The sequence below is a fragment of the Fructilactobacillus vespulae genome, from assembly GCF_047324295.1.
GTDB lineage: Bacteria > Bacillota > Bacilli > Lactobacillales > Lactobacillaceae > Fructilactobacillus > Fructilactobacillus vespulae.
The window spans coordinates 229,113-253,631 of sequence record NZ_CP137138.1; the positions used below are offsets into that span (position 1 = coordinate 229,113).

22 protein-coding genes are annotated in these 24,519 nt (G+C 39.6%); 9 read left to right on the plus strand and 13 right to left on the minus strand.

Translation table 11 applies throughout. The features are described 5' to 3' along the window. The first annotated feature begins 64 nt into the window (after nt 1–64). The gene (locus tag R4B61_RS01190; protein WP_413627827.1) at nt 65–700 is read left to right on the plus strand and encodes a TetR/AcrR family transcriptional regulator; all 636 of its coding nucleotides are present in this window, start codon (nt 65–67) and stop codon (nt 698–700) included. Nucleotides 701–749: 49 nt separating this feature from the next. On the opposite strand, the gene rny is transcribed toward R4B61_RS01190, so the two are convergent. Beyond that, on the minus strand, nt 750–2,345 hold the full coding sequence (gene rny / locus R4B61_RS01195) for a ribonuclease Y (protein WP_413627828.1): 1,596 nt from the start codon (nt 2,343–2,345) through the stop codon (nt 750–752). A gap of 134 nt (nt 2,346–2,479) precedes the next feature. Here rny and R4B61_RS01200 point away from each other — a divergent pair, with 134 nt between their 5' ends. From R4B61_RS01200 to R4B61_RS01210, 3 genes are read left to right on the plus strand one after another with little or no spacing between them, the layout of a single operon-like run. After that, a complete protein-coding gene (locus tag R4B61_RS01200) occupies nt 2,480–2,887 on the plus strand; it encodes a helix-turn-helix domain-containing protein (RefSeq protein WP_413627829.1) in 408 nt (135 codons plus the stop codon). Between the two features lie 8 nt (nt 2,888–2,895). After that, complete coding sequence (locus R4B61_RS01205; RefSeq protein ID WP_413627830.1) at nt 2,896–3,738, plus strand: SAM-dependent methyltransferase; 843 nt, start codon at nt 2,896–2,898, stop codon at nt 3,736–3,738. Between the two features lie 8 nt (nt 3,739–3,746). Beyond that, nucleotides 3,747–4,286 (plus strand): GNAT family N-acetyltransferase, encoded by a 540-nt coding sequence (locus R4B61_RS01210; RefSeq protein ID WP_413627831.1) that lies wholly within the window; start codon nt 3,747–3,749, stop codon nt 4,284–4,286. Between the two features lie 208 nt (nt 4,287–4,494). On the opposite strand, the gene R4B61_RS01215 is transcribed toward R4B61_RS01210, so the two are convergent. From R4B61_RS01215 to R4B61_RS01230, 4 genes are all read right to left on the minus strand, one after another. Then, complete coding sequence (locus R4B61_RS01215) at nt 4,495–4,977, minus strand: hypothetical protein (protein ID WP_413627832.1); 483 nt, start codon at nt 4,975–4,977, stop codon at nt 4,495–4,497. An 11-nt stretch (nt 4,978–4,988) separates the two neighbouring features. Continuing rightward, nucleotides 4,989–5,402, minus strand: a complete 414-nt coding sequence (locus tag R4B61_RS01220; RefSeq protein WP_413627833.1) for a hypothetical protein — start codon at nt 5,400–5,402, stop codon at nt 4,989–4,991. 106 nt (nt 5,403–5,508) lie between these two features. Then, on the minus strand, nt 5,509–6,693 hold the full coding sequence (locus R4B61_RS01225; RefSeq protein WP_413627834.1) for a PLP-dependent aminotransferase family protein: 1,185 nt from the start codon (nt 6,691–6,693) through the stop codon (nt 5,509–5,511). A 29-nt stretch (nt 6,694–6,722) separates the two neighbouring features. Next, on the minus strand, nt 6,723–7,679 hold the full coding sequence (locus R4B61_RS01230) for a ketopantoate reductase family protein (RefSeq protein ID WP_413627835.1): 957 nt from the start codon (nt 7,677–7,679) through the stop codon (nt 6,723–6,725). 476 nt (nt 7,680–8,155) lie between these two features. On the opposite strand from R4B61_RS01230, the gene R4B61_RS01235 reads away from it, so the two are divergent. Both R4B61_RS01235 and R4B61_RS01240 read left to right on the plus strand, forming a co-directional pair. Further along, a complete protein-coding gene (locus tag R4B61_RS01235) occupies nt 8,156–8,596 on the plus strand; it encodes a universal stress protein (protein ID WP_413627836.1) in 441 nt (146 codons plus the stop codon). Nucleotides 8,597–8,650: 54 nt separating this feature from the next. Next, on the plus strand, nt 8,651–9,532 hold the full coding sequence (locus tag R4B61_RS01240) for an RluA family pseudouridine synthase (RefSeq protein WP_413627837.1): 882 nt from the start codon (nt 8,651–8,653) through the stop codon (nt 9,530–9,532). A 57-nt stretch (nt 9,533–9,589) separates the two neighbouring features. Here R4B61_RS01240 and R4B61_RS01245 read toward each other — a convergent pair whose 3' ends face one another. From R4B61_RS01245 to R4B61_RS01255, 3 genes are all read right to left on the minus strand, one after another. Further along, a complete protein-coding gene (locus R4B61_RS01245; protein WP_413627838.1) occupies nt 9,590–11,986 on the minus strand; it encodes a phosphoketolase in 2,397 nt (798 codons plus the stop codon). Between the two features lie 190 nt (nt 11,987–12,176). Then, nucleotides 12,177–12,902, minus strand: a complete 726-nt coding sequence (locus R4B61_RS01250) for a GntR family transcriptional regulator (protein ID WP_413627839.1) — start codon at nt 12,900–12,902, stop codon at nt 12,177–12,179. 93 nt (nt 12,903–12,995) lie between these two features. Then, nucleotides 12,996–14,558 carry an Nramp family divalent metal transporter gene (locus tag R4B61_RS01255; protein WP_413627840.1) on the minus strand — a complete coding sequence of 521 codons (1,563 nt, stop codon included), beginning with the start codon at nt 14,556–14,558 and terminating at the stop codon, nt 12,996–12,998. A gap of 114 nt (nt 14,559–14,672) precedes the next feature. On the opposite strand from R4B61_RS01255, the gene R4B61_RS01260 reads away from it, so the two are divergent. After that, a complete protein-coding gene (locus tag R4B61_RS01260; RefSeq protein WP_413627841.1) occupies nt 14,673–15,176 on the plus strand; it encodes an aminoacyl-tRNA deacylase in 504 nt (167 codons plus the stop codon). A gap of 51 nt (nt 15,177–15,227) precedes the next feature. On the opposite strand, the gene R4B61_RS01265 is transcribed toward R4B61_RS01260, so the two are convergent. From R4B61_RS01265 to R4B61_RS01275, 3 genes are all read right to left on the minus strand, one after another. Further along, on the minus strand, nt 15,228–17,213 hold the full coding sequence (locus R4B61_RS01265; protein ID WP_413628273.1) for a KUP/HAK/KT family potassium transporter: 1,986 nt from the start codon (nt 17,211–17,213) through the stop codon (nt 15,228–15,230). A 117-nt stretch (nt 17,214–17,330) separates the two neighbouring features. Beyond that, entirely contained in the window at nt 17,331–17,978 is a 648-nt protein-coding gene (locus tag R4B61_RS01270; protein ID WP_413627842.1) for an HD domain-containing protein, read from the minus strand. 81 nt (nt 17,979–18,059) lie between these two features. Next, on the minus strand, nt 18,060–20,363 hold the full coding sequence (locus tag R4B61_RS01275) for an MMPL family transporter (protein ID WP_413627843.1): 2,304 nt from the start codon (nt 20,361–20,363) through the stop codon (nt 18,060–18,062). A 119-nt stretch (nt 20,364–20,482) separates the two neighbouring features. Here R4B61_RS01275 and R4B61_RS01280 point away from each other — a divergent pair, with 119 nt between their 5' ends. Then, entirely contained in the window at nt 20,483–20,998 is a 516-nt protein-coding gene (locus R4B61_RS01280; protein ID WP_413627844.1) for a TetR family transcriptional regulator, read from the plus strand. 16 nt (nt 20,999–21,014) lie between these two features. On the opposite strand, the gene R4B61_RS01285 is transcribed toward R4B61_RS01280, so the two are convergent. Continuing rightward, the gene (locus tag R4B61_RS01285) at nt 21,015–22,421 is read right to left on the minus strand and encodes an amino acid permease (RefSeq protein ID WP_413628274.1); all 1,407 of its coding nucleotides are present in this window, start codon (nt 22,419–22,421) and stop codon (nt 21,015–21,017) included. Nucleotides 22,422–22,562: 141 nt separating this feature from the next. Here R4B61_RS01285 and R4B61_RS01290 point away from each other — a divergent pair, with 141 nt between their 5' ends. Next, complete coding sequence (locus R4B61_RS01290; RefSeq protein WP_413627845.1) at nt 22,563–23,438, plus strand: LysR family transcriptional regulator; 876 nt, start codon at nt 22,563–22,565, stop codon at nt 23,436–23,438. A gap of 50 nt (nt 23,439–23,488) precedes the next feature. On the opposite strand, the gene R4B61_RS01295 is transcribed toward R4B61_RS01290, so the two are convergent. After that, nucleotides 23,489–24,481 (minus strand): AEC family transporter, encoded by a 993-nt coding sequence (locus R4B61_RS01295; RefSeq protein ID WP_413627846.1) that lies wholly within the window; start codon nt 24,479–24,481, stop codon nt 23,489–23,491. Nucleotides 24,482–24,519 lie beyond the last annotated feature (38 nt).

Genomic DNA, 24,519 nt, shown 5'->3' on the forward strand with positions numbered 1-24,519 from the left:
GTTACCTAATTAAGATAACATCGTTATCTAATTTTTGCAAGCTTTTTTAACGAGGTATTTTACAATGGCTAACCAACGAAACTATGAAGTCACCAATCAACTACTGCTAGATTCCGCCAAGACGGCTTTTTTAGCCAATGGATTCAAAGACACAAAACTACGCGATATTTGTCGCCAGGCTAATCTAACTACTGGAGCTTTTTATAAACACTTTAAGTCTAAGGATGAACTCTTAGAAAAATTAGTGGCTCCCTTTTTAGAGGAGCTCCAAGCTAGCTACTTAAATCAAATTAATCCGGCTATTGCTAACATGACGGCGGCTAATTTAAGTGAACTTTTCCTCACTAAAATTTTGAACATGGACGATTTGATTCACCAAATCTATCAAAATCCAGAAATTGCTGAGTTACTCTTATTTAAGACCAATGGTTCTAAATACAATAACCTAGCCGAACTAATCACTAAATTCTTTGCCGATAATATCATCCGGGCCATCGAAGCCATGTTAGATCAAGGTTTCTTAGCTGCTAACTTTGAATTAAACCGGCGCCAAATTCATTTTCTTGTCTATTCTAATACAGCAACCTTCTATGATATTTTAAAACATTCTTATTCTGAAACTGAAACAATTAGCCTTTATCAAAATCTCTGTAACTTTAACTACTATGGTTGGCTTGATTTCTTAGGCATTAAAAAATAACTAACTAAAAAGACCAGCACTTCAAATTTAGAAGTGTTAGTCTTTTTTATTAACTAGCGTGTTTCTTTTTCTTTAGATTAGGTTTTCCACCCACATATTGGACAACGTTTAGTTTCCGAATGGTGGTTACCTTAATCTTACCTGGATAAGTTAATTCGGCTTCGATTTGATCACAGACATCGCGCGTAATGGCTTCCCCTTGTTCGGTGGTTACCATCCGTGGATCTACAATAATGCGAACTTCACGACCAGCTTGAATTGCATAGCTATCTTTGACACCTTCATGACTATTAGCAATTCTTTCTAAGCCCTTCAAACGATTAATGTATTCTTCAACGGATTCGCTACGAGCACCTGGACGAGCTCCAGACATTGAGTCAGCAACTTTAACTAACACCGCAATTAGGTTATCGGTTTCAGTATCCCCGTGAGATGCGGCAATGGAATTAATGATGACATCACTTTCCTCAAAGGCTTCGGTAATTCGCACCCCTAACTCAACGTGAGTTCCGTTAACTTCTCGGTCAATTGCCTTTCCAATATCATGCAATAAACCAGCTCGTTTAGCTTGGCGCACATTTAAGCCTAGTTCCAATGCCATTGCACCACAAAGTTCCGCTACTTCAACGGAATGTTGCAAGACATTTTGACTGTAACTAGTCCGGTATTTCAAACGACCAATCAACTTCATTAGATCGGGATGAACCCAGCCTAAGCGAAGTTGGTTACAAGTTTCTTCACCAAAGATTCGAAGATTATCCATTACTCGGCGTTGCACCTCGTTGACGATATTTTCAATCACTGCCGCATTAATTTGGCGAGATGCCACTAACTCATTAATGGTTTCCCGTGTGATTTCACGTCGAATTGGATCATTAGTGTTAATAATTAAAACTTCTGGATATTCGGGGTGAAAAATCAAATCCACTCCGGCTAAACTTTCGACTAATCGTAACCACTGTTCTGCTCTACCAGTAATCTTATTCCGAATTGCTTCGTCTGGAATAATGATATTGCGATCAATGTGGTCTCTTGGAACATCTTGAACCCCACATTCCAACGCCTTAATCATTAAGTTGTTAGCTTCTTTTTTAGCATTCCAAACCATATCATCATGATTTTCACGAACGGTCACATCATAGTCTTGTTTTAACTTAGTTTCTGTATTTTGAATCACTAATTGTCGGGTTTGTTCTGGAGTTAATCCACTCTTTTCGTAAACCACCGCAGCGCGTTGTGCTACCAAATCACGCGCTTGCTTTTTGGTTTCATCAATTTTCGTTTGGGTAGCGGTCAAATCACCTTGTTGTTTCTTGATGGTTTGGTGAAATCTTTCCAAACGTGCCGCAGAACTATCTAAACTTTTTTCCCGAAAGTCTAAACGTTGACCTCGCGCCTGGTTTTCAGCATCTTGTTCTTCAATCTCTTGTTCTGCTTCTGCTTGAAATTCAGCTAACTCTTGTTGCGTTTGTGCTTCAATCTCTGCTACCGTATGGTTAACCGTATTTTCATTATCTGCTTCAATTCGTTCAGCTTCTCGTTGCGCTGCGGAAAGTTCTCGATTCAACTTTTTATTCTTTAAAACGTAACTAGCAATCGAACTAACTAACAGCGATAATCCAAATACTAAAATTATAATTGGCACAGTTTCTCCCCCTTTCTTTTAAGTTTTTTAATAACTTAATCATACCATACTAAAACCCAATTTTTAAACGCAGCACGCTCTACTATTTAAGGTATAATGGAGATATCAGATATTTTAGATTAAGGAGATTAAAAATGTTTCCAGAAAGACTCAAGGCCTTAAGAAGCGGAAGGCATATTACCCTTGCCGAATTAGCAAACGAATTAAACCAAATGTTTCTGACTGATAAGGATCATGAAAACACCGCATCACAAATTGGAAACTGGGAACGAGGAATTAGAAATCCCTCTTATGTAGAAGTACGTAAGTTAGCGACTTACTTTAACGTTTCAATGGATTATTTAAGCGGGCGAGTTGATAGTGAAAATATCGACCTCTCCAAATTATTTATTTCTGGAACTGAAATTTACTTTAACGATCAACCCATTAACGGAAAAGACCGCTATGAAATATACCAACTAATTGATGGTTATCTTCATGGTAAGAAGAAACGTAGAGAAGATGGCTTTGACCATCAAGAAGAATTAGACCTCGGTTACTAGGAGTTTTTATGAAGCGCAAGCAACTAAAAAAATTCAAGAAGCGTGGAAAGGTCACTCCGGTGGTCCCCGCTTATATTAAGCAACTCAAAGACTATGAAACTGAATATCAAGACTATCCAGCGGTTACGTATTTAATCAAACAAATCTTGTTAGCGGATCAATTTTTAGCTAAACAACAACTGCCCCAAAACTTACCGGACTTAGAACTTCCCGATGATATTCAAGATCAAATCTATCGAAAAATCAACGAAAAATACGACATGGGTGACCCAAAAGGTGATGAACTCTGGGAAAAACTATCCAGTGATTTGCCCGAACTAGATCGAAAATTGCGTTCGTTTCGCGATTATTTAGAAGAACAATACGGAATGTGGGCGTATATTTCTAGCGGTTTTACTGCTGAGCTGGCTAAATTTTTAAACGGTCGCCCGGCCTTAGAAGTAATGGCAGGAAATGGTTACATTTCACAAGGTTTGCAAAATAATCACGCTCAGATTATTGCTACCGATAGTTTAACTTGGACCCACGAAAATCAAACCGGCAAACAGACCGTGGTTCCAGTCGAACAACTAACCGCACTAGAAGCCTACGAAAAATACAAAGATCAGGTCGACTTCATCATTATGTGTTGGTCTCCAGATGGCCTTCCCATTGACATGGAGCTTTTAAATTCCATCCGCAACGATGACTATCCGGTACAGTTACTGGTAATTGGGGAACAAAACGGCGCCACTAATTCACCTGAATTTTGGCAAACCGCAAAATTCGTCACCACTGACGATCTCACCGAGCTAAACCAGTTTTATCCCCACTTCGACCTGATCAAAGACCAAGTCTACTTAGTTAAATAGGAGTATATATGTTAAATCAAACAGTTAATTTAATTCCCCTTTCCAACGATGATCAAGAGTTAGTTAAGGACCTTTTCGAACAACCCTCAACTTTACGTTACTGGTTTCAACCACCCTTTACTAACGAAGAACAACTAAAACAGTTCATTGAACTTCACGTAAAAGCTGACGATATCATTAGTAAAGTAATCAGCATAACTGAGACCGGAATGGCAGAACGCCAAACCAAGGTCGGTTTAATTGAAGTCATCGACATCGACACAATTGCCCGCGTTGGTGAAATTGAAATTACCCTGCTCGATCAACACCAAGGAAATGGCTTTGCCCAAACTGCCATGAAACAAATGATTCAACAAATGTTTGAAATCTACAACATGCATAAACTTTTCCTTTATGTGGACGTGGAAAATGAAGCAGCGGCCCACATTTACCAAAAACTCGGCTTTGAAATTGAAGGTACCATCAAAGAGCAATTTTATGCCATGGGAAGCTATCACGATGCCTTTTACATGGGCTTAACCAGAACTAATTACGAAAACCAAAAATAAACCAAACAAAAAGAGCTGCAGATATTAAATATCTGCAGCTCTTTTTAGGCATTTGATAAAAATCAAACGAGTTAGGGGTGTTCACATCACCTATCTAACCAAGCCACCTGCAAATCCGGCAGTAAAAACGTGGCTCCTAGCAAACAATAAGCTAATGCTTATTCGGCTCGTCGCATAGCTTTACTATACCACGTTTTACCCATGATTGCTATTTTTCTTCGTCATCTGCTTCTGCAGCGGCTTGTTCGTTTTCAGCAATCGTTTGCAGTTGCGTTTTCACCCAGTCGTTAAACTTAGCGACATTGCCACTAACATCCGCTACAAAATCATCTGAACTAGCCAATTCATCAATTCGAGAACCAGTCTTATTTAACTTTTCAGCATCCATTAACATGTAGACGTTAACGTCCACCTCACCGTCACCCACCATAATCTTATGAATGTTTTTCCCATAATGTAGGGGTAAGTTAATGATTGAAGTTTGTAACTTGATTAATAAGTCCGCATCCCCAATCCAGAGTTCAGCACTAGCAATTTTGTCAGAGTTAAGGGCTGCTTCCACAAAGTTAGCTAACGGTGCCAACGTTTGTTCTCCATCGTTTTGTAAATCAGCTAGACTAGCATCAAATTTTTTGACGGCATATGCTTCTGCCACCGCTTCTTCTACAAAACTTTCTTCTTCAATTCTCATTCTTTAAACCTCTATTTTCTATATTTCATGTAACGCTCAACCTGTTTAGCACTGATTTCTTTCCGATATTGCCAAGCAATTATAAACCAGATTAAGTTCAACAAGAACCCTAAAACAATTAGGCCTATCACAACTAGCTTAACCAGTGTAGCTACTGAATTAAGGGTTGCCACGTTATAAATTCCATTTAAATAACCCACGGAATAGATTAATTGGACGAGCATTAAGAAATACAAGCCCACCCGGATTTTTAAAATCATGAGTAGTAATGGAACGGCAAATAAAAGTACCGCCATGATACTAGTTCTGGCAAAAGTTGCGCTTGGGGTAAATCCTAAACTAGTCAGTTGCATTAAATAGTTAATCCCTAACAACCAAACTAATGATCCTAGAGAACAAATTAATAATCGATTAATATTTTTCATTTTAAACCACCTTTACGTTTAGTATAGCGAAAATAACGCTTAGATACTACCGCATTTACCACATGAAGGCAGAAAAAAAGAAGTTCATTCCTGAACTTCTTTTTCACTATTTAGGCATAACCACTTTAAGAGCTTTGGCCATCCGATCAATTCCTTCTTTAATTTGTTCGTCATTCATATTGGAGAAGTTCATCCGGAAAGTACCATCTTTGCCGGCATTAGCATAGAAAGCAGAACCGGGAACAAAGGCCACGTTGTGTTTGATACATTCCTTAAAGAGATCTTCGGTATGAACCCCCGGAACTTCAACCCAGATAAACATTCCTCCTTCTGGAGTACTGTGGTGCACGTTTTTAGGAAATTTTTCATCAATTAATTGCAACATTAAGTTGGCACGATGTTCGTAAACATCCGTAATCTTTTTGATGTGGGCGTAAATGTCATTATCTTCCAAGAATTGCGCAATAATGTATTGGGTTAAGTTGTCTGAATGTAAATCGGCATTTTGCTTGATAATGGTAAACTTAGCCATAAATTCTTTACTAGCTACTAACCAACCCATCCGCATGCCGGGAGCTAACACCTTTGAAAATGAACTTAAGTAAATAACGTTATCGTCTTTATCAAAGTGTTTTAATGATGGTAAGAATTCCCCGGCGTAACGAATTGCACCATATGGATCATCTTCAACTACAGGAACCCCTGCTTCATCAGCTACCTTGACTAATTCTTTTCTTCTCTCCACCGTCATGGTTCTACCAGTTGGGTTTTGGAAGTTGGGAATGGTGTAAATGAACTTGGCTTCTGGGTATTCTTTTAAGGTCTTGGCTAAGGCATCCGTCTTAATCCCATCTTCGTCCATTTCCACGCCGACCATCTTAGCACCATAAGAATTAAACACATCAATGGCAGCTAAGTAAGTAGGATCTTCTGTAATTACCACGTCACCAGGATTAATCAACATTCGAGCTACCAAATCAATGGCTTGTTGTGAACCACCCACAACTCCGACGTTATCAAAGGTCGTTTCTACATCACGATCATGCATTAATTTAACGATTTGTTTCCGTAACTCAGGGTAACCTAAAGTTTCGGCATATTGTAAAACGCTTTGACCATACTTATCAAAGACCTTATCGGCAGCAGCTTTCATTTTTTCAACTGGGAATAATTCGGGTGCGGGTAACCCACCACCAAAGGAAATTACCTTGGGATCAGCAGCCGCCTTTAAGATATCTGCCGTTGCGTTTTCAGTACTAGTTGGAACTCCGTTTGCATATCTAAATGTCATGATGTTTTCTCCTCTTCGTTTTAATTAATTTATTTAAACTGGCGCATGGTTTCTGCTAAATGAACTTCGTGAGTCACAAATTCATGGGTGCGACAAACATAATCATTGTCACGACCGACCTTGGCAATGTAACCGTTGATGTAATCAACTTCAGTAGGACGGTTCTTAGAAAAGTCTTGATACATTGATGGGTAGTGATATTTCAACTTCACACATGAATCTAAGACACTTTGAACCTGTTGTTGTCTGGTTTCAATCATTTGAATTCCGGCTCGAGCACAAGCATCGTGAGCTTCATCAAATAACTGCTTAGCCATTTCGTCAATTCCATCGTATTCGTTGAATTGGCCCATGTTAATTTCAAACATGGTACATAACGTGTTACATACCGCATTGAAAGAAACCTTGGTCATACACATTCCTAAGTAGTTGGTAGCCATTTCTGGGCCTAAAGTGGCACGGTTAAAGTCACTTTCCATTTCCTTCATCACAGCATCTGGTTCTTTGTCATTATAAGGTGCCATGTGCATTGCTTCCCCGTTCTTAGGACCGATAAAATCAACGTCACCAGGTCCGTTTAACACTGTCGCAATCATCGCTGTTCCAGCCACCATTTTATCCTTATCAAAGTATTCTTCGATCTTTTCAAAATGACCTAAACCATTCATGGCGGAAAAGGCATATTGGTCATCGTGAAAGATTCCTGCGGCTGCATCTCGTTTTAATTCTTCTGCTAATTGCATTTGTTTTTTGAAAATAATCCACACATCGGGGTGGCCTTGATATTCTTCTGGATAATAGATGTTGACGGGAACTAAGTGCTTGTCAGCGTGGTCTCTAGAAACATAGACTCCGCCTTGTTCTCTAACTTTTTCTACGTTAGGTTCCCAAGTATCAATAAAATCAACTTCTACATTGGCATTTTCTTGAAGTAAGACCCCGTAACGGTATCCCATTGCTCCAGCTCCAATTACTCCATATTTCATAATCTATCTCCTCCACCTTTTTTTTAAAGAAAAAACCCATTAGTCAATTTACTAAACTAATGGGTTTGAAATGGATTTTATTTGGATAAAATTCTGGTATCAGTGCCCGTTAGATTTAGTAAAAATTACTATTGTATCTAGCCGAGCAACTAAAATAAATCTCTGCGTAGATACGGATTCACCACCCGCATCTGGAATCAGATGAGATGGCTACTTAATAATGACTAACGCAAAGACTGATGAAACTACCTTACAATATTCAACTTGTTGACTTGTATTTTTCATCATTCAGAATCCCTTCTTTTTTGGTTGTTATTATTTAATCATTCTTTCAGATTAGTGTCAACGAAAAATCTTAACAAAAAATTAAATCAAGCCACAAAACCCTTTAAAATCCGGACATTATTAAGTCCAAAAATTATTGCAACTTTTCAAAAAATGGTATAATTAAGGAAACTAATAAAGAGGTGGTCGAAATGGCAAAACAATATAAACGTATTTTAGCACCCATTGATGGCGGCGAAGATACTATGCCAATCTTAGACAGAGCAATTGAAGTAGCAAAACAAAATGGTTCTCACTTAGATATTTTAAACGTAATTCAGGTTACCCAATTCAACCGTAATTACGGAAACGCAGTCTCAGCCGAAACTGTTTACCAACTAACTGATCAAACCAAGGAAGTCTTAGAAACCCTCAAACAGACAGCTGTTAAAGAAGGCCTCAACGATGTTTCAATCCACATGCGTTACGGTAATCCTAAGAAGATTATCGCCCAAGAATTCCCTGAAGATCATCAAGATGATTTAATCATTATCGGTTCGACTGGTCTTTCTGCCGTGGAACAACTTGTGGTCGGTTCCGTTACTAACTACGTAATCAGAAACGCCAAACAAGATGTTTTAGTCGTTAAATAAAACAATTTTAAAATTGTCTATCAGTATTGATAGACTTTTTATTTGGAGATTTTTATGCAAAGTTATGATTACCAACTTACCGTACCCGAGGAATTTGAGCAACAATCACTCAGAGATTATCTAGCTAACTTCCTGTTAATCCCTAAGCATCTGATATTTTCGCTGCGCACTAATTATCGGGTATTGGTGAACGGCAAATACCTGCCGATGAATTTTTCGATTCACCACGGCGACCTGATTCAATTACAATTTTTAGACTGTGATTTTAAAAATCCCCATCCCAATGTGATTGCCGATGATTCCAAACCAATCGATGTTTTATACGAAGATGCGGATTTGTTAATCATTAATAAACCACGGGGCGTGAAAACCCACGCTAATCAACCCGGGGAATCAGGGGCCTTATTAAACCTGGCGGCGGGATATCTACAACCACAGGTTCCCTATATCATTCACCGCCTTGATCAAGAGACCAGTGGCGTCTTGATTATGGCTAAAAGTCCCGCGGTAGTTCCCCCACTAACTAATCTAATCCGGAGAAAGAAAATCAAGCGGACCTATTTGGTTTGGGTTCACGGTCATTTAAAGGACGATTCAGGCATAATTACCACTCCCATTGGTTATGATGAAAATGATCAACGTAAACGCAAAATCAACGGTTTTAAGAGCAAATCAGCCATTACCCACTATCAGGTCCTAAAAACTACTAGCAGTGAAACTTGTTTAGCCATTCAGTTAGAAACCGGTCGCACTCACCAAATTCGAGTTCACTTAGCTAGTTTAGGACATCCCATCGTCAATGATCCCCTTTACGATGAAACCGCAAACGAAGCATTACCCATGAACCTACATTCTTGGAAGGTAAAATTACACACTCCGTTTTATCAGCAGTCGTTAGCATTAGAGGCTCCCATTCCCATTGAAATGCAAAAATAAACACAAAAAAAAGAGAACTCCGAAGAGTTCTCTTTTTATTTTTAACAAGTAATTAGATTATTTGTTAAGTGGAGTCCATTTCCAGTCATTAACTTCTGGTAGATCAGTACCTTCAAGTCTGATGTAATGGTTGTGTTTGTCAACCATGTCTTTCATTTCTTGAATGAAGTCCATGTTGCTTTCAGCAAGACCAGGAACGTTTTCAACTACTTCTTTAGCTAAGTCGAAACGGTCCATTTGGTTAAGAACACGCATGTCAAATGGTGTAGTAATATCACCATTTTCACGGTAACCGTGAACGTCAACGTTCTTGTTGTCACGATCGAAGAAGATAGTTCTGATGATATCTTCGAAACCGTGGAAGGCAAATAAGATTGGAGTATCAGTTGTGAACAAGTTGTTGAAGTCTTCATCACTTAAACCACGAGGGTCAAGTTTTGGACTACGTAACTTAAGCAAGTCAACAACGTTGATGAAACGAATCTTCATGTCTGGGAAACGTTTGTTTAAGATTGATACAGCAGCTAATGCTTCAAGAGTTGGTTCTACACCAGCAGAAGCAATAACGATATCAGGTTTTGCACCTTGGTCAGTTGAGGCCCAGTCAACGTAACCTAAACCATTTTTAACAAGGTTTGAAGCTTCGTCAATGTTGAACCATTGTGGACGTGGGTGTTTTGAAGTTGTAATTAAGTTAATCTTTTCGTAACTTGAGAATGCTTCATCAGCAACAGCTAATAATGTGTTAGCATCAGCTGGGAAGTATTCACGAATGAATTCTGGTTTCTTTTCAGCAAGATGGTTGATAAGACCTGGATCTTGGTGAGTGTAACCATTGTGGTCTTGTTGGAATACAGTTGAAGAATCAACAAAGTTCAATGAAGGATATTGTTTTCTCCATTCCATTTCTGAAGCTTTTCTTAACCACTTGAAGTGTTGAGTAAGCATTGAGTCAACTACTCGACCAAAGGCTTCGTAAGTTGCGAAGAAACCGTGACGACCAGTTAATACGTAACCTTCTAACCAACCTTCATCATCATGTTCTGATAATTGTGAATCGATGATACGACCGTTGTGAGCCATGTGTTCATCGAATGGTTCGTCAATTTCACGTTCCCATTGACGGTTAGTTACTTCGAAGGCACCCCAAAGTCTGTTTGACCAAGCTTCATCAGGACCAAAGGCACGGAAGTTGGTAGGGTTTTTCTTGATAGTATCACGAACCCATTCTGACCAAACAACCATATCCATAGCTTCTACTGAACCAGGAGTCTTAACATCAACAGCGTAATCGCGGTAGTCAGGTAAGTCTAATGGTTTAGGATCGATACCACCATTGGTGATAGGGTTAACTGACATACGACGGTCACCCTTAGGAGCCATTTCTTTCATTTCGTCTTTGATAGTACCGTCTTCGTTGAATGAATCTTCTGGCTTGTAGCTTTCCATCCATTTAACGAATTCATCGGCAGTACCCATATCATTGGCACTTAGAGGTAGTGGAACTTGGTGAGCACGGAATGAACCTTCGATTGGAAGACCTTTACCGTTTTCAGCTGGACCAGTCCAACCTTTTGGTGAACGGAAGATAATCATTGGCCATACTGGGCGAGTTGCAGTTTCAGCAGTTTCGTTTTCACGAGCATTCTTTTGAATTGCAAGAATGTCTTCAACAGCTGAATCCATAGCTTTAGCAAGGGCAACGTTAGCTTCGTCAACATCAGTACCGTGAGGTTCGTTAGTTTCAACGAAGTATGGTTTCCAACCTAAACCTTCGAAGTACTTACGTAAGTCTTCGTCTGAAGTACGGTTGAAAATAGTTGGGTTAGCAATCTTGAAACCATTTAAGTTAATGATTGGAAGTGCAGCACCATCAGTTACAGGGTTGATAAAGCTGCTTGAGAACCATGATCCAGCTAAAGGACCAGTTTCAGCTTCACCATCACCAATTTCAACGGCAGCAATAACATCTGGGTTATCAAGGATAGCACCAACACCATGTGAAAGTGAGTAACCTAATTCTCCACCTTCGTGAATTGAACCTGGTGTTTCAGGGGCAGCATGTGATGCGATACCACCTGGGAATGAGAATTGTTTGAATAACTTAGCCATACCTGCTTCATCGGCAGTAATTTCTGGGTAGATATCTGAATAGCTTCCATCAATGTATGAGTTAGAAACCATAACTTGTCCACCATGACCTGAACCTTCAACATAGAACATGTTTAAGTCATACTTGTTAATTACACGGTTTAAATGAGTGTAAATAAAGTTTTGTGATGAAATAGTTCCCCAATGTCCAATTGGTTTAACCTTTACGTCTTCAGAAGTCAAAGGCTTCTTCAATAAAGGATTAGAACGTAAGAACAATTGTCCAACTGAAAGGTAGTTGGCAGTGTTCCAGTATTGCTTCATTTTGTCAAAATATTCTTTCGAATTGTAATCTACTGACATGCAATAACACTCCTTTTAATAATCATCAACCGAGTCGGCTGAATAATAAATATGAAATGAGCTGAAATACGATTCAACTCAAACTACACCATATATACTAACAATTTTTAGAAAAAAGTCAAACAATAAACTAATTGGTACGTATCAATTAAGAATATCTTAAACACTACCGCTACAACGTTTGTCCGCCTTAATCATCAATATTTACAAAAGTATTGTAACTAAAATATTTATAGTGAATCCGCATATTGGATACTTCAAACGGGGTTCCGTCGTCTAAAAAGAAAATTCCTTCCATAATTTCGACGGGTTCCACTGGTTCTAAGCCCAATAATTCTTGGTCATCTGCAGTGGATGGCTGGGTCTTAATCGACATAAACGACTTGGTTCCCGTTTGGTTTAACTCCTTAGCAAAGTATTCAAACAACGACTTGCTAACAATTTCTTTATTTAATTCTGGTGCAATCCGAATCGGAATATAACTAGTTTCAATGATAATTGCTTGTTCGTTTAAATAACGGAGTCGTTTAATCTTATAAACGAACTCATCTGGTTGTAAGAATAAACTAGCTTTCACATCTGCCGGTGCCACAATTACTTGAAAATCTAACACCTTAATTTCTGGATCATAACCTTCCAACTGTAAGTTATTGGTAATTCCTAAATTGGAACCCTCGTAGCTAAAGAGCGATTTATTTTTTAAATAGAGTGGATTCACAAAGGTCCCCGCTCCCCGCTTTTTAAAGATCACACCCTCTTGGGCCAAGATTCCCAGCGCACGTTTGATGGAACTCCGACTCACTTCAAACTCCGCACTCAAAGTTCGCTCATCTGGCAACCGATTATTTTCATAATCATGAGCTTTAATTTTATCTTTAATTTTTTTCATTACTTGTTTATAAACTAAATCGGCCAACTGGCAATACCCCGTTCCTAATTAATATCTAAAGTATAGCAAAATAAAAAGGGTTTCCCAATCAAATGAGAAATCCCTTCTACTATTTAATTTTTAGTCTTTTTGGTGCGTTTCAACAAATTTTTTATTTGATTTGTAAATATCGTAGATAACCCAAGCTAGTAAAGCAAGAACTAAAACGTTAACTACTAAGGCAATTGTATTAGCAGTGTTGGTTTGAGCGGCAGTGATGTCATCTCCAAAGAATCCAGCAACCGCACTAGGCATGTTGTAAAGGTTCAAGAAGATTAAAGTAATAACTGATGCCCAACCAGCAATCTTAATCCAAAGGGCGTTCGCAAATCTTTCCCCTTCCATCTCGTTTTTACTATTCGTAAATAGTAACAATGGAAGCATTGAGAATGGTAAGGCGAAAGCCAAGAACACTTGGGAATTTTCCATTAAATCATTTAGAGCTTGGTGTTGAGCCAAGTCAGATTGACCAGCCGTCATCAATACACAAAGAAGAACTGGAACAATTGATAGTAAACGAGTAATTAAACGACGAGCCCAAAGTGGCATTCTCATTCTGATGAACCCTTCCATTACCACTTGACCAGTTAAGGTACCAGTAATAGTTGAGTTTTGACCAGAGGCCAAGAGGGCAACGGCGAATAGAGTTGATAGAACCCCGGTCTTAGCAAGGTTAGCTAGTAGACCATTACTCATAAATACCGGATCCTTCAAAGCTTCGTATAAACCAAAGAATGAAGTATCTTTAACAGCACCTGATTTGAATACGGCCACACCCATGATTAATAGCAAAGCATTAACCAAGAATGCCATGGTTAGTTGGATGTTTGAATCCAAGGCTGAGAACTTAACGGCACGTGCCACATCTTCTTCATCATCGTTATCCACTTTTCTAGTTTGAGAAATAGCGGAGTGAAGGTACAAGTTATGAGGCATAACCGTTGCTCCAATAATACCTAGTGAACCAGTTAGTGGCGACATCCCATGAACAACTGGAGTTTCTTTAACTGTTTCAACACTTGGAACCAATCCCTTGAAAACTCCCAACCAATCAGGGTTTGAAAGGGCCACTTCGTAAGCAAAAACGAAGAAGATAACTAGAATTAAAGCCACAACTAAGGCTTCAATCTTTCTAAATCCAATTGATGTAAGTAAAAGTAATACTAAAACATCAAGCACCGTAATTAATACGGCAAATAGAATGGGAATCCCAAATAATAGGTATAAAGCAATTGCTCCCCCAATAACCTCTGCGATATCGGTTGCCATAATGGCTAACTCAGTGGTTAACCAAAGGACGATTCCTAGAGATTTACTAGTACGAGCTCTAATAGCTTGTGCTAAATCCATACGCGTCACGATACCAAGTTTAGCTGCCATGTATTGTAATAACATCGCAATCAAACTTGAAATCAAGATGATTGACATTAGCATGTATTGGAAGTTTTGACCACCTGTAATTGATGTTGCCCAGTTACCGGGATCCATATAACCAACCGCAACTAATGCACCTGGACCGGAGTACTTAAATAAAGTCTTCCAAAATCCGATGTTTTTTGGAACTTCGACTGTTCCGTTGATTTCGTCTAATGATTGGCCATTAGCATATTCAATCAAACGGTGTTTTTTCTTAGCTTCTGCCATTCGAAAAATCTCCTTCTATTCAATTTGAGTATCAATACAAAATTATTGTACTACTTAACTTTATAAAAGTCACTATTTTTTCAAATATGTTAAAATAGCAGCCGAGGTGATAGCATGTCTAAAAAGAATAAGATTCATAAAACATTAGTCGAACAAATCTTAGATCAACATAAAATCCCCTACCAACAGATCATTTTTGCCACTCATAAAGATGGTGACGTTGACCAAATCAGTACGGACCGTTCTGAATATCCCAAACACAAAATTTATAAAACTTTGGCTTTGACCGCTAAAAATAGTGGTCCCCTAGTTGGAGTCGTGCCCTTAGATGCCCGGTTAAGCTATAAAAAATTAGCCAAAGTATCCGGTAACAAAAAAGTGGGAATGATTCCCCTCAAAGATTTAGCCAAAACCACCACTTATGAACACGGTGCTAATACGCCCATTGGGATTTACGAAAAAAAAGGTTATCCCATTTATATTGATGAAAGTGCTAAAGAGCAAGGTGAAATCATTGTTTCTTCTGGACAAATTGGTCGTTCAGTAATGGTTAATGCCGAAGATGTTGCTAAATTAGTGCACGGAACGTTTGCTGATTTAACGGAGATTTACGAATAAAAGCTAACTAAAAACCACAGAAACGAAATTCGTTTCTGCGGCTTTTTTTATTTATTGATGAAATTTAGAATCAGGTCGATTAACAATCTTTCTTTGAACTAAGTAATTATCAACGTTTTTGTAGATAAAGAGTGGTGAAATTTCTTGTACCACATCACTAAATTCAAGTCCAAACCAGCGAATTGGTGAAACCGTGATGTTTTGAAGATAGATTCGTTGCCTAATCATATGGCGATCCCATGCCGAAATATCACTGTTGTTCATCAAATCGTTTGGTTTTTCCTTAACAATTACAAACTTAAAGTTTCCAATCTTACGATTCTTTTCCGTAGTGTACTTAGGAATTTGATTCTGTAAGACTCCCTGTTTCAACAAGTTATCCACGATTTGGTGCAAGTAAGCACTCACATGTTGATTCTTCTTAAACCCAAGGTAAAGTTGCACGTTTACCATATTATCGGTTCCCATCATATCAATCGTATAGTTACTTTCGTAAGGAACGTTGGTTTCATTGACGGAAACAAACCAGTAAACCTGGGCCCGTTTAGGATCCTTATCCAAGATCGAATACATAACGTTGCGCTTAATCCGATAACCGTCGTGCATTTTCGTCATGTAGATTAAGTTGGTAGCATAAGTTGGAATCGTATCATCGTGACTCAATGCTTCCAGTTGATCACGATATTTTGTGATTTCAATGTACTCACTCTCTTGGTCATAACGTTCACGCGCCTTGTTTCCAAAGTACCAGTTCCACATTACATATAAAATGGCGAGCATAATAAGCAAAGTTACGTAACCACCACGGACAAATTTAACCATGCTGGCAGTGAAGAAGATGAGTTCAATCACACCAAAGAAGATTACAACGGGAATCGCGAATTGCAATCCCTTTTGATCCTTTAAGTAAGCACCTAAAAGTAAGGTGGTCATTAGCATAGTAACCGTGATGGCTAATCCATAGGCAGCTTCCATGCTAGCCGAACTACCAAAGAACCAGACAATCCCAATCGTAATGGTGCAAAGCATCCAGTTAATGGTAGGAATGTAAATCTGACTCCGAGTCTTCCCGGGATGTTTTACGATTAAACGGGGTAATAATTTGAGCCCCATTGCTTCTGATACTAGGGTAAATGATCCGGTAATCAAAGCTTGAGAGGCAATTACGGCCGCTAAGGTAGCAATGATGGTTCCCACCATCACCCAACTCGTGGGTAACATGCCGTAAAACGGATTCAAACTAGTAAAGTGTTTGGCAAAAGAAGCAGTATGTACGTTAGTGATAATCCAAGCACCTTGACCGAGATAGTTTAAAGTTAGCGCCAAGTAGACAAAGGGCCAAGTGAAACGAATGTTGCCCCGACCGACGTGTCCCATGTCAGAATACAACGCTTCCGCCCCTGTGGTTGCCAAGAAGACACTTCCTAAAATGAATATTCCTGACTTATTGGTAGGACTGAACAGGGTTTCAATCGCCTTTAAAGGTGATAACGCCTGTAAAATCCCAGGATAATTAAAAATATTCAGAATTCCAAACACCGCTAAAAAGGTAAACCAAAGCACCATGACTGGTCCCAATAATTTACCAATGGCAGCCGTCCCAAAGTATTGCGCCAAAAAGACGACAATTAAAATGGCGGTAGTAACCAATAACACGGTCTGTTGGTCAATTCCTAAGTTCTGAGTTTTCAACCCTTCAACCGCTGACGTCACGGTAACTGCGGGCGTTAGAGTACCATCCGCCAAAATAGCAGCTCCTCCAACTAACGCTGGAATAATCAACCAGCGGGCATTCTTCCTGACTAACGCATACAAGGAAAAAATCCCACCTTCACCGTGGTTATCGGCGTTCATCGCTAACACGACATATTTAAAGGTCGTAATGATCATCAACGTCCAAAAAATCAACGAGATTGAACCAATCACATAGGCCGGTGAAATATTAGCGGGTGATTTCGCATCATTAATGATGGCATTCATAACATACAGTGGCGAAGTTCCAATATCTCCGTACACAATTCCAATTGCAATAATCATTCCGGCTAACGAAATTTTATTAGCATTCTTCACAGCATTCACCTCGAATTGTTTAAAACCAGTTAACTATTTACCTGGTACATTCTGCAACTATTGGATTTGTTTTACAACCCTAATTTACAATTCGTTCCATTCATCTTTGAATTCTTCCACAAAGCGTTTCATGTAAACTTTACGTTCATAAGCAATTCGTTGTGCCGTTCTGGTGTTCATTTCATCCGCCACTAAGAACAATTTTTCGTAGAAATGGTTAATGGTGGTACTTTCTTTGACATCACGGTATTCAGCTCTCGATAAATTAGTGCGGGGACGAAGTTTGGGATCAAACATCTTCGTTTGATGTGTGGCCCCGTACGCAAACGCCCGGGCAATTCCAATCGCTCCAATTGAATCTAACCGGTCAGCATCTTGCACAATCTTACCTTCTTTAGATAATTCTTGTTTTTCATCAATATTATTGGCAAATGACATCCGTTCAATAATGGCAAAGACAGCGTCAATCTCCATTTCATCGTAACCAAAACTAACAAGTTTTTCCTGCACGAGTTGTTTTTTAGACACTGGATCAGCGCATAACTTATCATCAAACACATCGTGTAAGTAAGCCGCTGTTAATGCAATCTCGCCGTTGGCTGGTTCATAAGTTAACAGTTTCAAAACCATGTTCACTACTCGATCAATATGATCATAATCATGACCGGAGTAATCACCAGCCATTTCTTCTTTGGCATACGCCTCAACTTGATTTAATTTTTCGTTCATCATTTATACCATCCCGAATATTTTTATTTCTTAATTTTAAGCTACAAAAAAACATCCGTAAATAAATACGGATGTTTTTCTTGATTATTTCTTTTTTGAGAATAATTGCCAGTTATATTTACCACATAACTTAATCACTGCAGGAATGAAAATCAAACGAATCAAGAAGGCATCAAAGAATACTCCAAACGCCAACACAATTCCGATCGATTTAACCGTTGGATCAATGGATAAAATAAAGCTTCCAAAGACGGCAATCATTACAATGGCGGCCGTCACAATCACGGGACCACTCTTTTGCAATCCTACCTTAACGGCCTGGGTGTTGTCCCCAGTCTTTTGATACTCTTCGTGAATTCGAGAAACCATGAAGACTTCATAATCCATCGCTAGTCCAAACAAAATCCCGATGGCAATCACCGGCAAGAAGGCTAAGATTGGCGCGCTGGTGTGAATTCCTAAGAGTCCTTTCATAAATCCGTCTTGCATCACTAAGGTGGTAAGTCCAAAGGAAGCTAGTAATGACATTCCAAAACCAACCATCGCAAAGAAAGGAATCAAGAATGATTTGAACACAATCATCAATAAGATAAAGGCGAGCACCATCACCAAACCAACTAAGACTGGAATGGCATCGTTAAGTTTTTTAGAAATATCAATATTAACCGCATTAGAACCAGTTAACACAATGTCAGTATTTTCATTCTTATGGTAATCACGACCCAGTTTGTTAATCTTTTGAGCCAGTTCTTCGGTCTTGGCATCAGCTGGACCCGTCTTAGGCGTTACCACAAACATGGCATACTTACCGTCAGCACTAACTTGATATGATGACATAATTTCTGCTTGCAACTTAGCTTGTACTTGCGCTTGATAATCAGCAGTTGCCTTTTGAACCACAGCCTGTTGGGCTGCTTGATCCATTGCCGGGTTACTCATCATCGCTTGCATTACTTGTTGCTTCACATAAGCTTCCCCATCGGCCTTCACTTGAGCTTGACCGGCCGGACTCTTGAATTGTTTTAATTTAGCTTGATCAGGCAACTGAACCAACTTATCAACGTTGTTCATTTTTTCAATCTTATTGATAATTTCGTTGGCGGTCTTGGTTTGCTCTGCTTTAGAAGCATGGCTATCAAGTTTAACCACCCCAACTAGTTGTGAGTTAACTCCTTGACCAAACTTATCAGTCAACATGTCATACGCTTGACGCTTCGTGTTATTGCTTGCCAATTGACCATCAAATGGCATTCCTAACCGCATGTGGGTGGCAGGAGTAGCAAAACCAGCTAAGACAATCACAGCCACTAGGATTGAAACCACGGGATGTCCCACAATTGCTTTGGTGAAAATCCCATCCTTAGTTTCTTTTTCGTCATCATGGCTAGGCGTAATAAATTTCTTACCTAACGACATTAACGCTGGAAGCAAGGTCATCGCAGAAATTACCGCGAAGAACACACTAGTAGCAGCCGCTAATCCCATTTGGGTTAGGAAATCAATGCCCACTACACTTAGACCCGCAACGGCGATCATAACGGTCACTCCGGCAAAGAGGACCGAAGCCCCGGCACTTTCTAAGGTATTTCCAAGTGCTGTTTGTGGGTCATCCGTTTTCGCTAACTCACTGCGGTAACGGTGGACGATAAATAGGGCGTAGTCAATTCCGACTGCTAAACTAATCATTACTGCTAACGTTTGGGCGACGTTACTGATGGAGAATAAATTAGTTCCAATCGTAATTAATAATACTCCAGAAACCAAGCCCACTAAGGCACTCACAATGGGTAAACCAGCCGCTATAAATGATCTAAAGAGGATCAATAGTAAGACGAAGGCAATGGAAATCCCGATTAACTCAGAAAATCCCCCAATTTCTGTCTTAGTAACGTTCACAGAACCATTGTAGGCGACCTTCAAGTTATCTTTTTGCAACTCATTAAAGGTCTTTTTCACCTGATTAATATCTTTATCCGGAACTAGACGCGCATCCTTTTTAAAGGTGATGCTAACGTAACCAGTCGTTTTATCCTTACTGATTGCTTGTGCTTCATAAGGACTGGTAATCGATTTGATTCCCGCTTTACCCTTTAAGTCCTGAACCTTCTTTTCCACTTGAGCTTGAGTTTTGGCATCGGTCAAATCTCCGTCTTTATCCTGAACCACCACTTTCATGGTTCCGGAATCCAAGTTTTGGTGGAATTCATCCTTCAACGTACTTTGAATATCAGTGGAAGGAATCCCAGAAATCTTCAAATTTTGGTTAAAATTGGAACCGAGTGATCCGGCAAATCCGATTAACACAGCTAACATTGCTAACCAAGCGACAATCGTTTTCCATTTATTCTTAAAAATCCATTGTCCCAGGTTATTTAATCCTTTTTTCATCTTACTTTCCTCCTTCATAAATTATTCGACTTCCTTATTCTATTGAAAATGATACAAAAATAAATGTTCAATTATGTTACAATGCACATTAAATGTACATTGTAAAGGAAGTGTCTATTATGGCTGACCTCAGAAAGCAACGAACCAACCTGTTAATCTTTACTAGCTTCGCTAAATTACTTTGCCAGAAGCCTTTTTCCAAAATCACGGTCGCAGAAATCGTCAGTACCGCAATGATTCATCGCAATACCTTTTACCAACACTTCGTTGATAAATACGAATTATTACGCTTTTTTATTAATAAAGTGATTCAAGACTCTGATTTTTCCATTGAAGACTTTAAAAAAGCACCCTTTTCGACAATCAACGATGCCTTAGTTCGCGAACAAACCCAAATTTTCAGAGCACAAGACGATGACATCGAATTCAATCGAATTGCCCGTGACACCTTTGTCCGCAGCTTCATCACCAAAAATAACGATAACTACGACATCATTTGGGAGTTTGGGACCTTGGCTTCCATTTTGGCCTGGTCCGATGTTAGCGGTGCTAACCTCACCTTTTTCAATGATGCTAACCTTTTAGACGAGATTTATCGCACCAAAAAATTCCCACAAAAAAACATCCGAAAATAATTTCGGATGTCTTTTTTTATTTAGCACGTTTTTGCAATTTAGAATGATGAAGTCCATAGGTAAAGTAGGTAATCAAACCAATTACCAACCAAATTCCTACAGAAATCTTAGTAAGATCTGGGAGCATCACGATAAAGTAAATACTCATCAAGGTGGCAATTACTGGAAGTACCGGATAAAGTGGCATCTTAAATCCATCATTTTTAATATCTGCTCGGCGACGAAGGGGAATTACCCCAAATGAGATGCAGGCAAAGGCAAACAACGTTCCGGCATTAATCAAGGATGCCAATTGTTCCAACGGTACCAATCCGGCAAACACGGCTTGCACAATTGTAGAAACGATGATGGCATTTTTTGGCACGCGGTGTTTCGAATCAATCTTACCCATTTTGGCAGACAACAAACCGTCACGACCTAGAGCGTAGACCAAGCGAGATCCCCCAAAGAACATGGTAACCATGGCAGTAAAGATTCCAAACAAGGCTCCGATGGTTACCAACTTGTTCCAAGAATCAAGTCCAACCGCGTGAAGCGCAAAGGCAGCGGGATCATCCACGTTTAGTTTGGTGTAGTGCACCATTCCCACCAACACTAGTGAGAAGGCCACGTAGAGAACAACGGCAATTAGAACTGTTCCCAAAATTCCCCGGACCACGTTTTTCTTGGGATTAATGGTTTCCGCGGAGTTGGCTGCCAAGGCATCAAAACCGATAAAGGCAAAGAAAACGGTGGCTGCAGCTGTGGAAATTCCTCCTAGACCAAACGGAGCTCCATGAAATTGTTCCGGATAAAATGGAACATAGTTACTAGTTTTAATGTAGAAGAAACCAAGAACTACGAACACGATGATGATTGCTAGTTTAACAATTACCGCCACGTTTTCCACTTTTTTCGAAAGGTCCGCTCCCTTAGCAATAATCACGGCAATCACCAAGATGATAATAACTGAAGTAAGGTTAATTACGCCGCCATCCATGGGACCACTTTGCAATGCTTTGGGTAAATTAATCCCCAACGCTGCCAAAATATTATTATTAAAGTAGGCGGCAAATCCTGTGGCTTCAGCAGAAACGGCCAAGAAATATTCTAGAATCAAAGACCAGCCAATCATCCAACCGACAAATTCACCATAGACAACCGATCCAAATGAATAGGCGGAACCGGCAATCGGCATTGCGGAAGAAAATTCAGCATAGGCCATTCCCACTACACCGGAAAGTAAAGCTGCCAGTAAGAATGCAATGGCAACCGCGGGACCGGCGTGTTGCGCTGCTTCGTGACCGGGTAAAATGAAAATCCCGGTTCCAATCACCGCTCCAATTCCCAAGGCAATCAGATCCCAGGCATTCAAGGTTCTTTTTAATTGTGAATCGGCCTTTAAATAATTAGCGACCGATTCTTTACGAAATATTCGACTCATGATTCCCATTGTAGCTCTCTCCTTTTATTAATTTTATTAAAAATAGTTGAATAACTGATCCGATAGTCTTAATATTACAAGCAGACCTTTAATAAGTAAAATTAATCTTTTTAATTAATGCATTAGGAGAAACGATTTGTCATGAACAGACTCTTAGCACTACAAAAAATTATCGAAACCGGTAGCTTCACAAAAGCTGCTCAAGAACTTGGTTACACCCAGTCCTCCATCAGCCAAACCGTCGCTAGTCTCGAAACCGAATTCAACATTAAACTCTTAAATCGGTCCCGTACCGGAGTTTCTTTAACCAATGATGGTAAGAAAATCTATCCCAGATTTTTAGAATTGATTCGACAATATGAGGAAACTCAAGTAATTGCCAATCAGATCAACGGCTTAGAAACTGGAACGGTCAAAATTGGTGCCATCAACAGTATTTCCCGCTACTGGCTTCCTGGGCTGATCAAGGGTTTTGAAGCCAGTCATCCCAACATCCACTTCACCCTCTACCAAGGTAACTTTGATGAAGTTCGTGATTACATTTTATCTGGTAAAGTTGATATCGGCTTTTTAAAACCGCCTTACACCAAAGATTTGAAAACTCATCCCCTCAAAGATGAAAAGATGCTTGCTATCATTCCGGCTAACCATCCGCTTCGTCAGCAAAAAACGACTTCCTTAGAGAAGTTGTTTGCAACCTCTGACAATATCATCTTAATTCCAGAAGGTTCACACAGCAGTGTCTTAAATGCCTTTCACCAAGTTAATCTCTATCCGAAAATTAAGGATAAGATTCAAGACGACTACACCGTCATGTCGATGGTCGAAGCCGGCTTGGGAATTAGTTTCATCTCAGAGTTAATGAAAAAGGACTGCCCTTTTGATATTCATTTTCTAAAGACTACGCCCATCATCAGACATTCCATCAACCTCGCCTATAAAAACGAAAGCTCCCTTTCCACCGCCAGCAAGCGTTTCATTCGCTACATTGAGAGTCAACGTACCAAGTTGATTTAAAAATTCCCACAAAAAAACATCCGAAAATAATTTCGGATGTCTTTTTTTATTTAAATGAAAGTTAACACTTGCATTAAGATTGGTACCACGACCACGAAGAGTACCGTACTGGTTACTACGACGTTGGTAGCGTAAGCCACATCCCCGTGTGAACGACCTACCAAGATTGGTAGCACCGCTAATCCAGGTGCAGCAGCTTGAATTACATACGTGCTCATTGCAATATCTGGAACGGCAACGCCACCATGACTAAATGCCAATAGGACTGCCAACATAATTGCGGGGGCAATTACGAACCGACCAACGAGGGCTAGGATAGAATCACGGTCAAAGTGGATAGAATTCAAACCGGCATCGGCTAGGATAATTCCAATGTAGATTAGTGACAATGGTGTTACTAATCCACCCACCATGGTGAACGTGTTTCCAAGCATTGGGAAGCTCTCTGGTTGCACGATGAAGGTAATGGGTAAGCCCAATACCAACCATACTAGTGCCACGATAAAACCAATCAAGGGAGCCGGAAGCAACTTCTTCCAGTTAAAGTTAGCATCCGCTTTGTCCCCTTTTTCCTTAGTTGGATCATCTGCCGAAATAAAGAAGATTCCGACCGCCCAAGTTGAAATGGTGTTTACCAAGTAGTAGATCAAGAAGTAAGGAAGTGCTTTGTCACCAAACAACGCCATGTTCAATGGCATTCCAATGAAGATGGTGTTGGCGTTTACCACCATGTTGATGAAGGTTCCACGCCGCCCCTTTCTAATCTTAAAAATCTTAACTAAGGCAATTGCGACGGCATAGCCGAGCACAAAGCACAAAAAGACGTAACCTAAACTACTCGATAAGCTTAATAACTTGTCTCGATTTAACTTACTTACCACTGACATGAAAATTGAAACCGGCAAGGCAATGTTCATAATGATAAATGAAACGTTTCCTTTGAATGTATCACCTAGTCGACCGGAGTTTCGGAGCCAGAAACCTAAAGCAATTACTAGCACAATTTCTCCAACACTAGATAATGAGGTTAAAAATGCAGTCATTTATTGTTCCTCCTATTTTCAAAAGTTGTTATAAATAA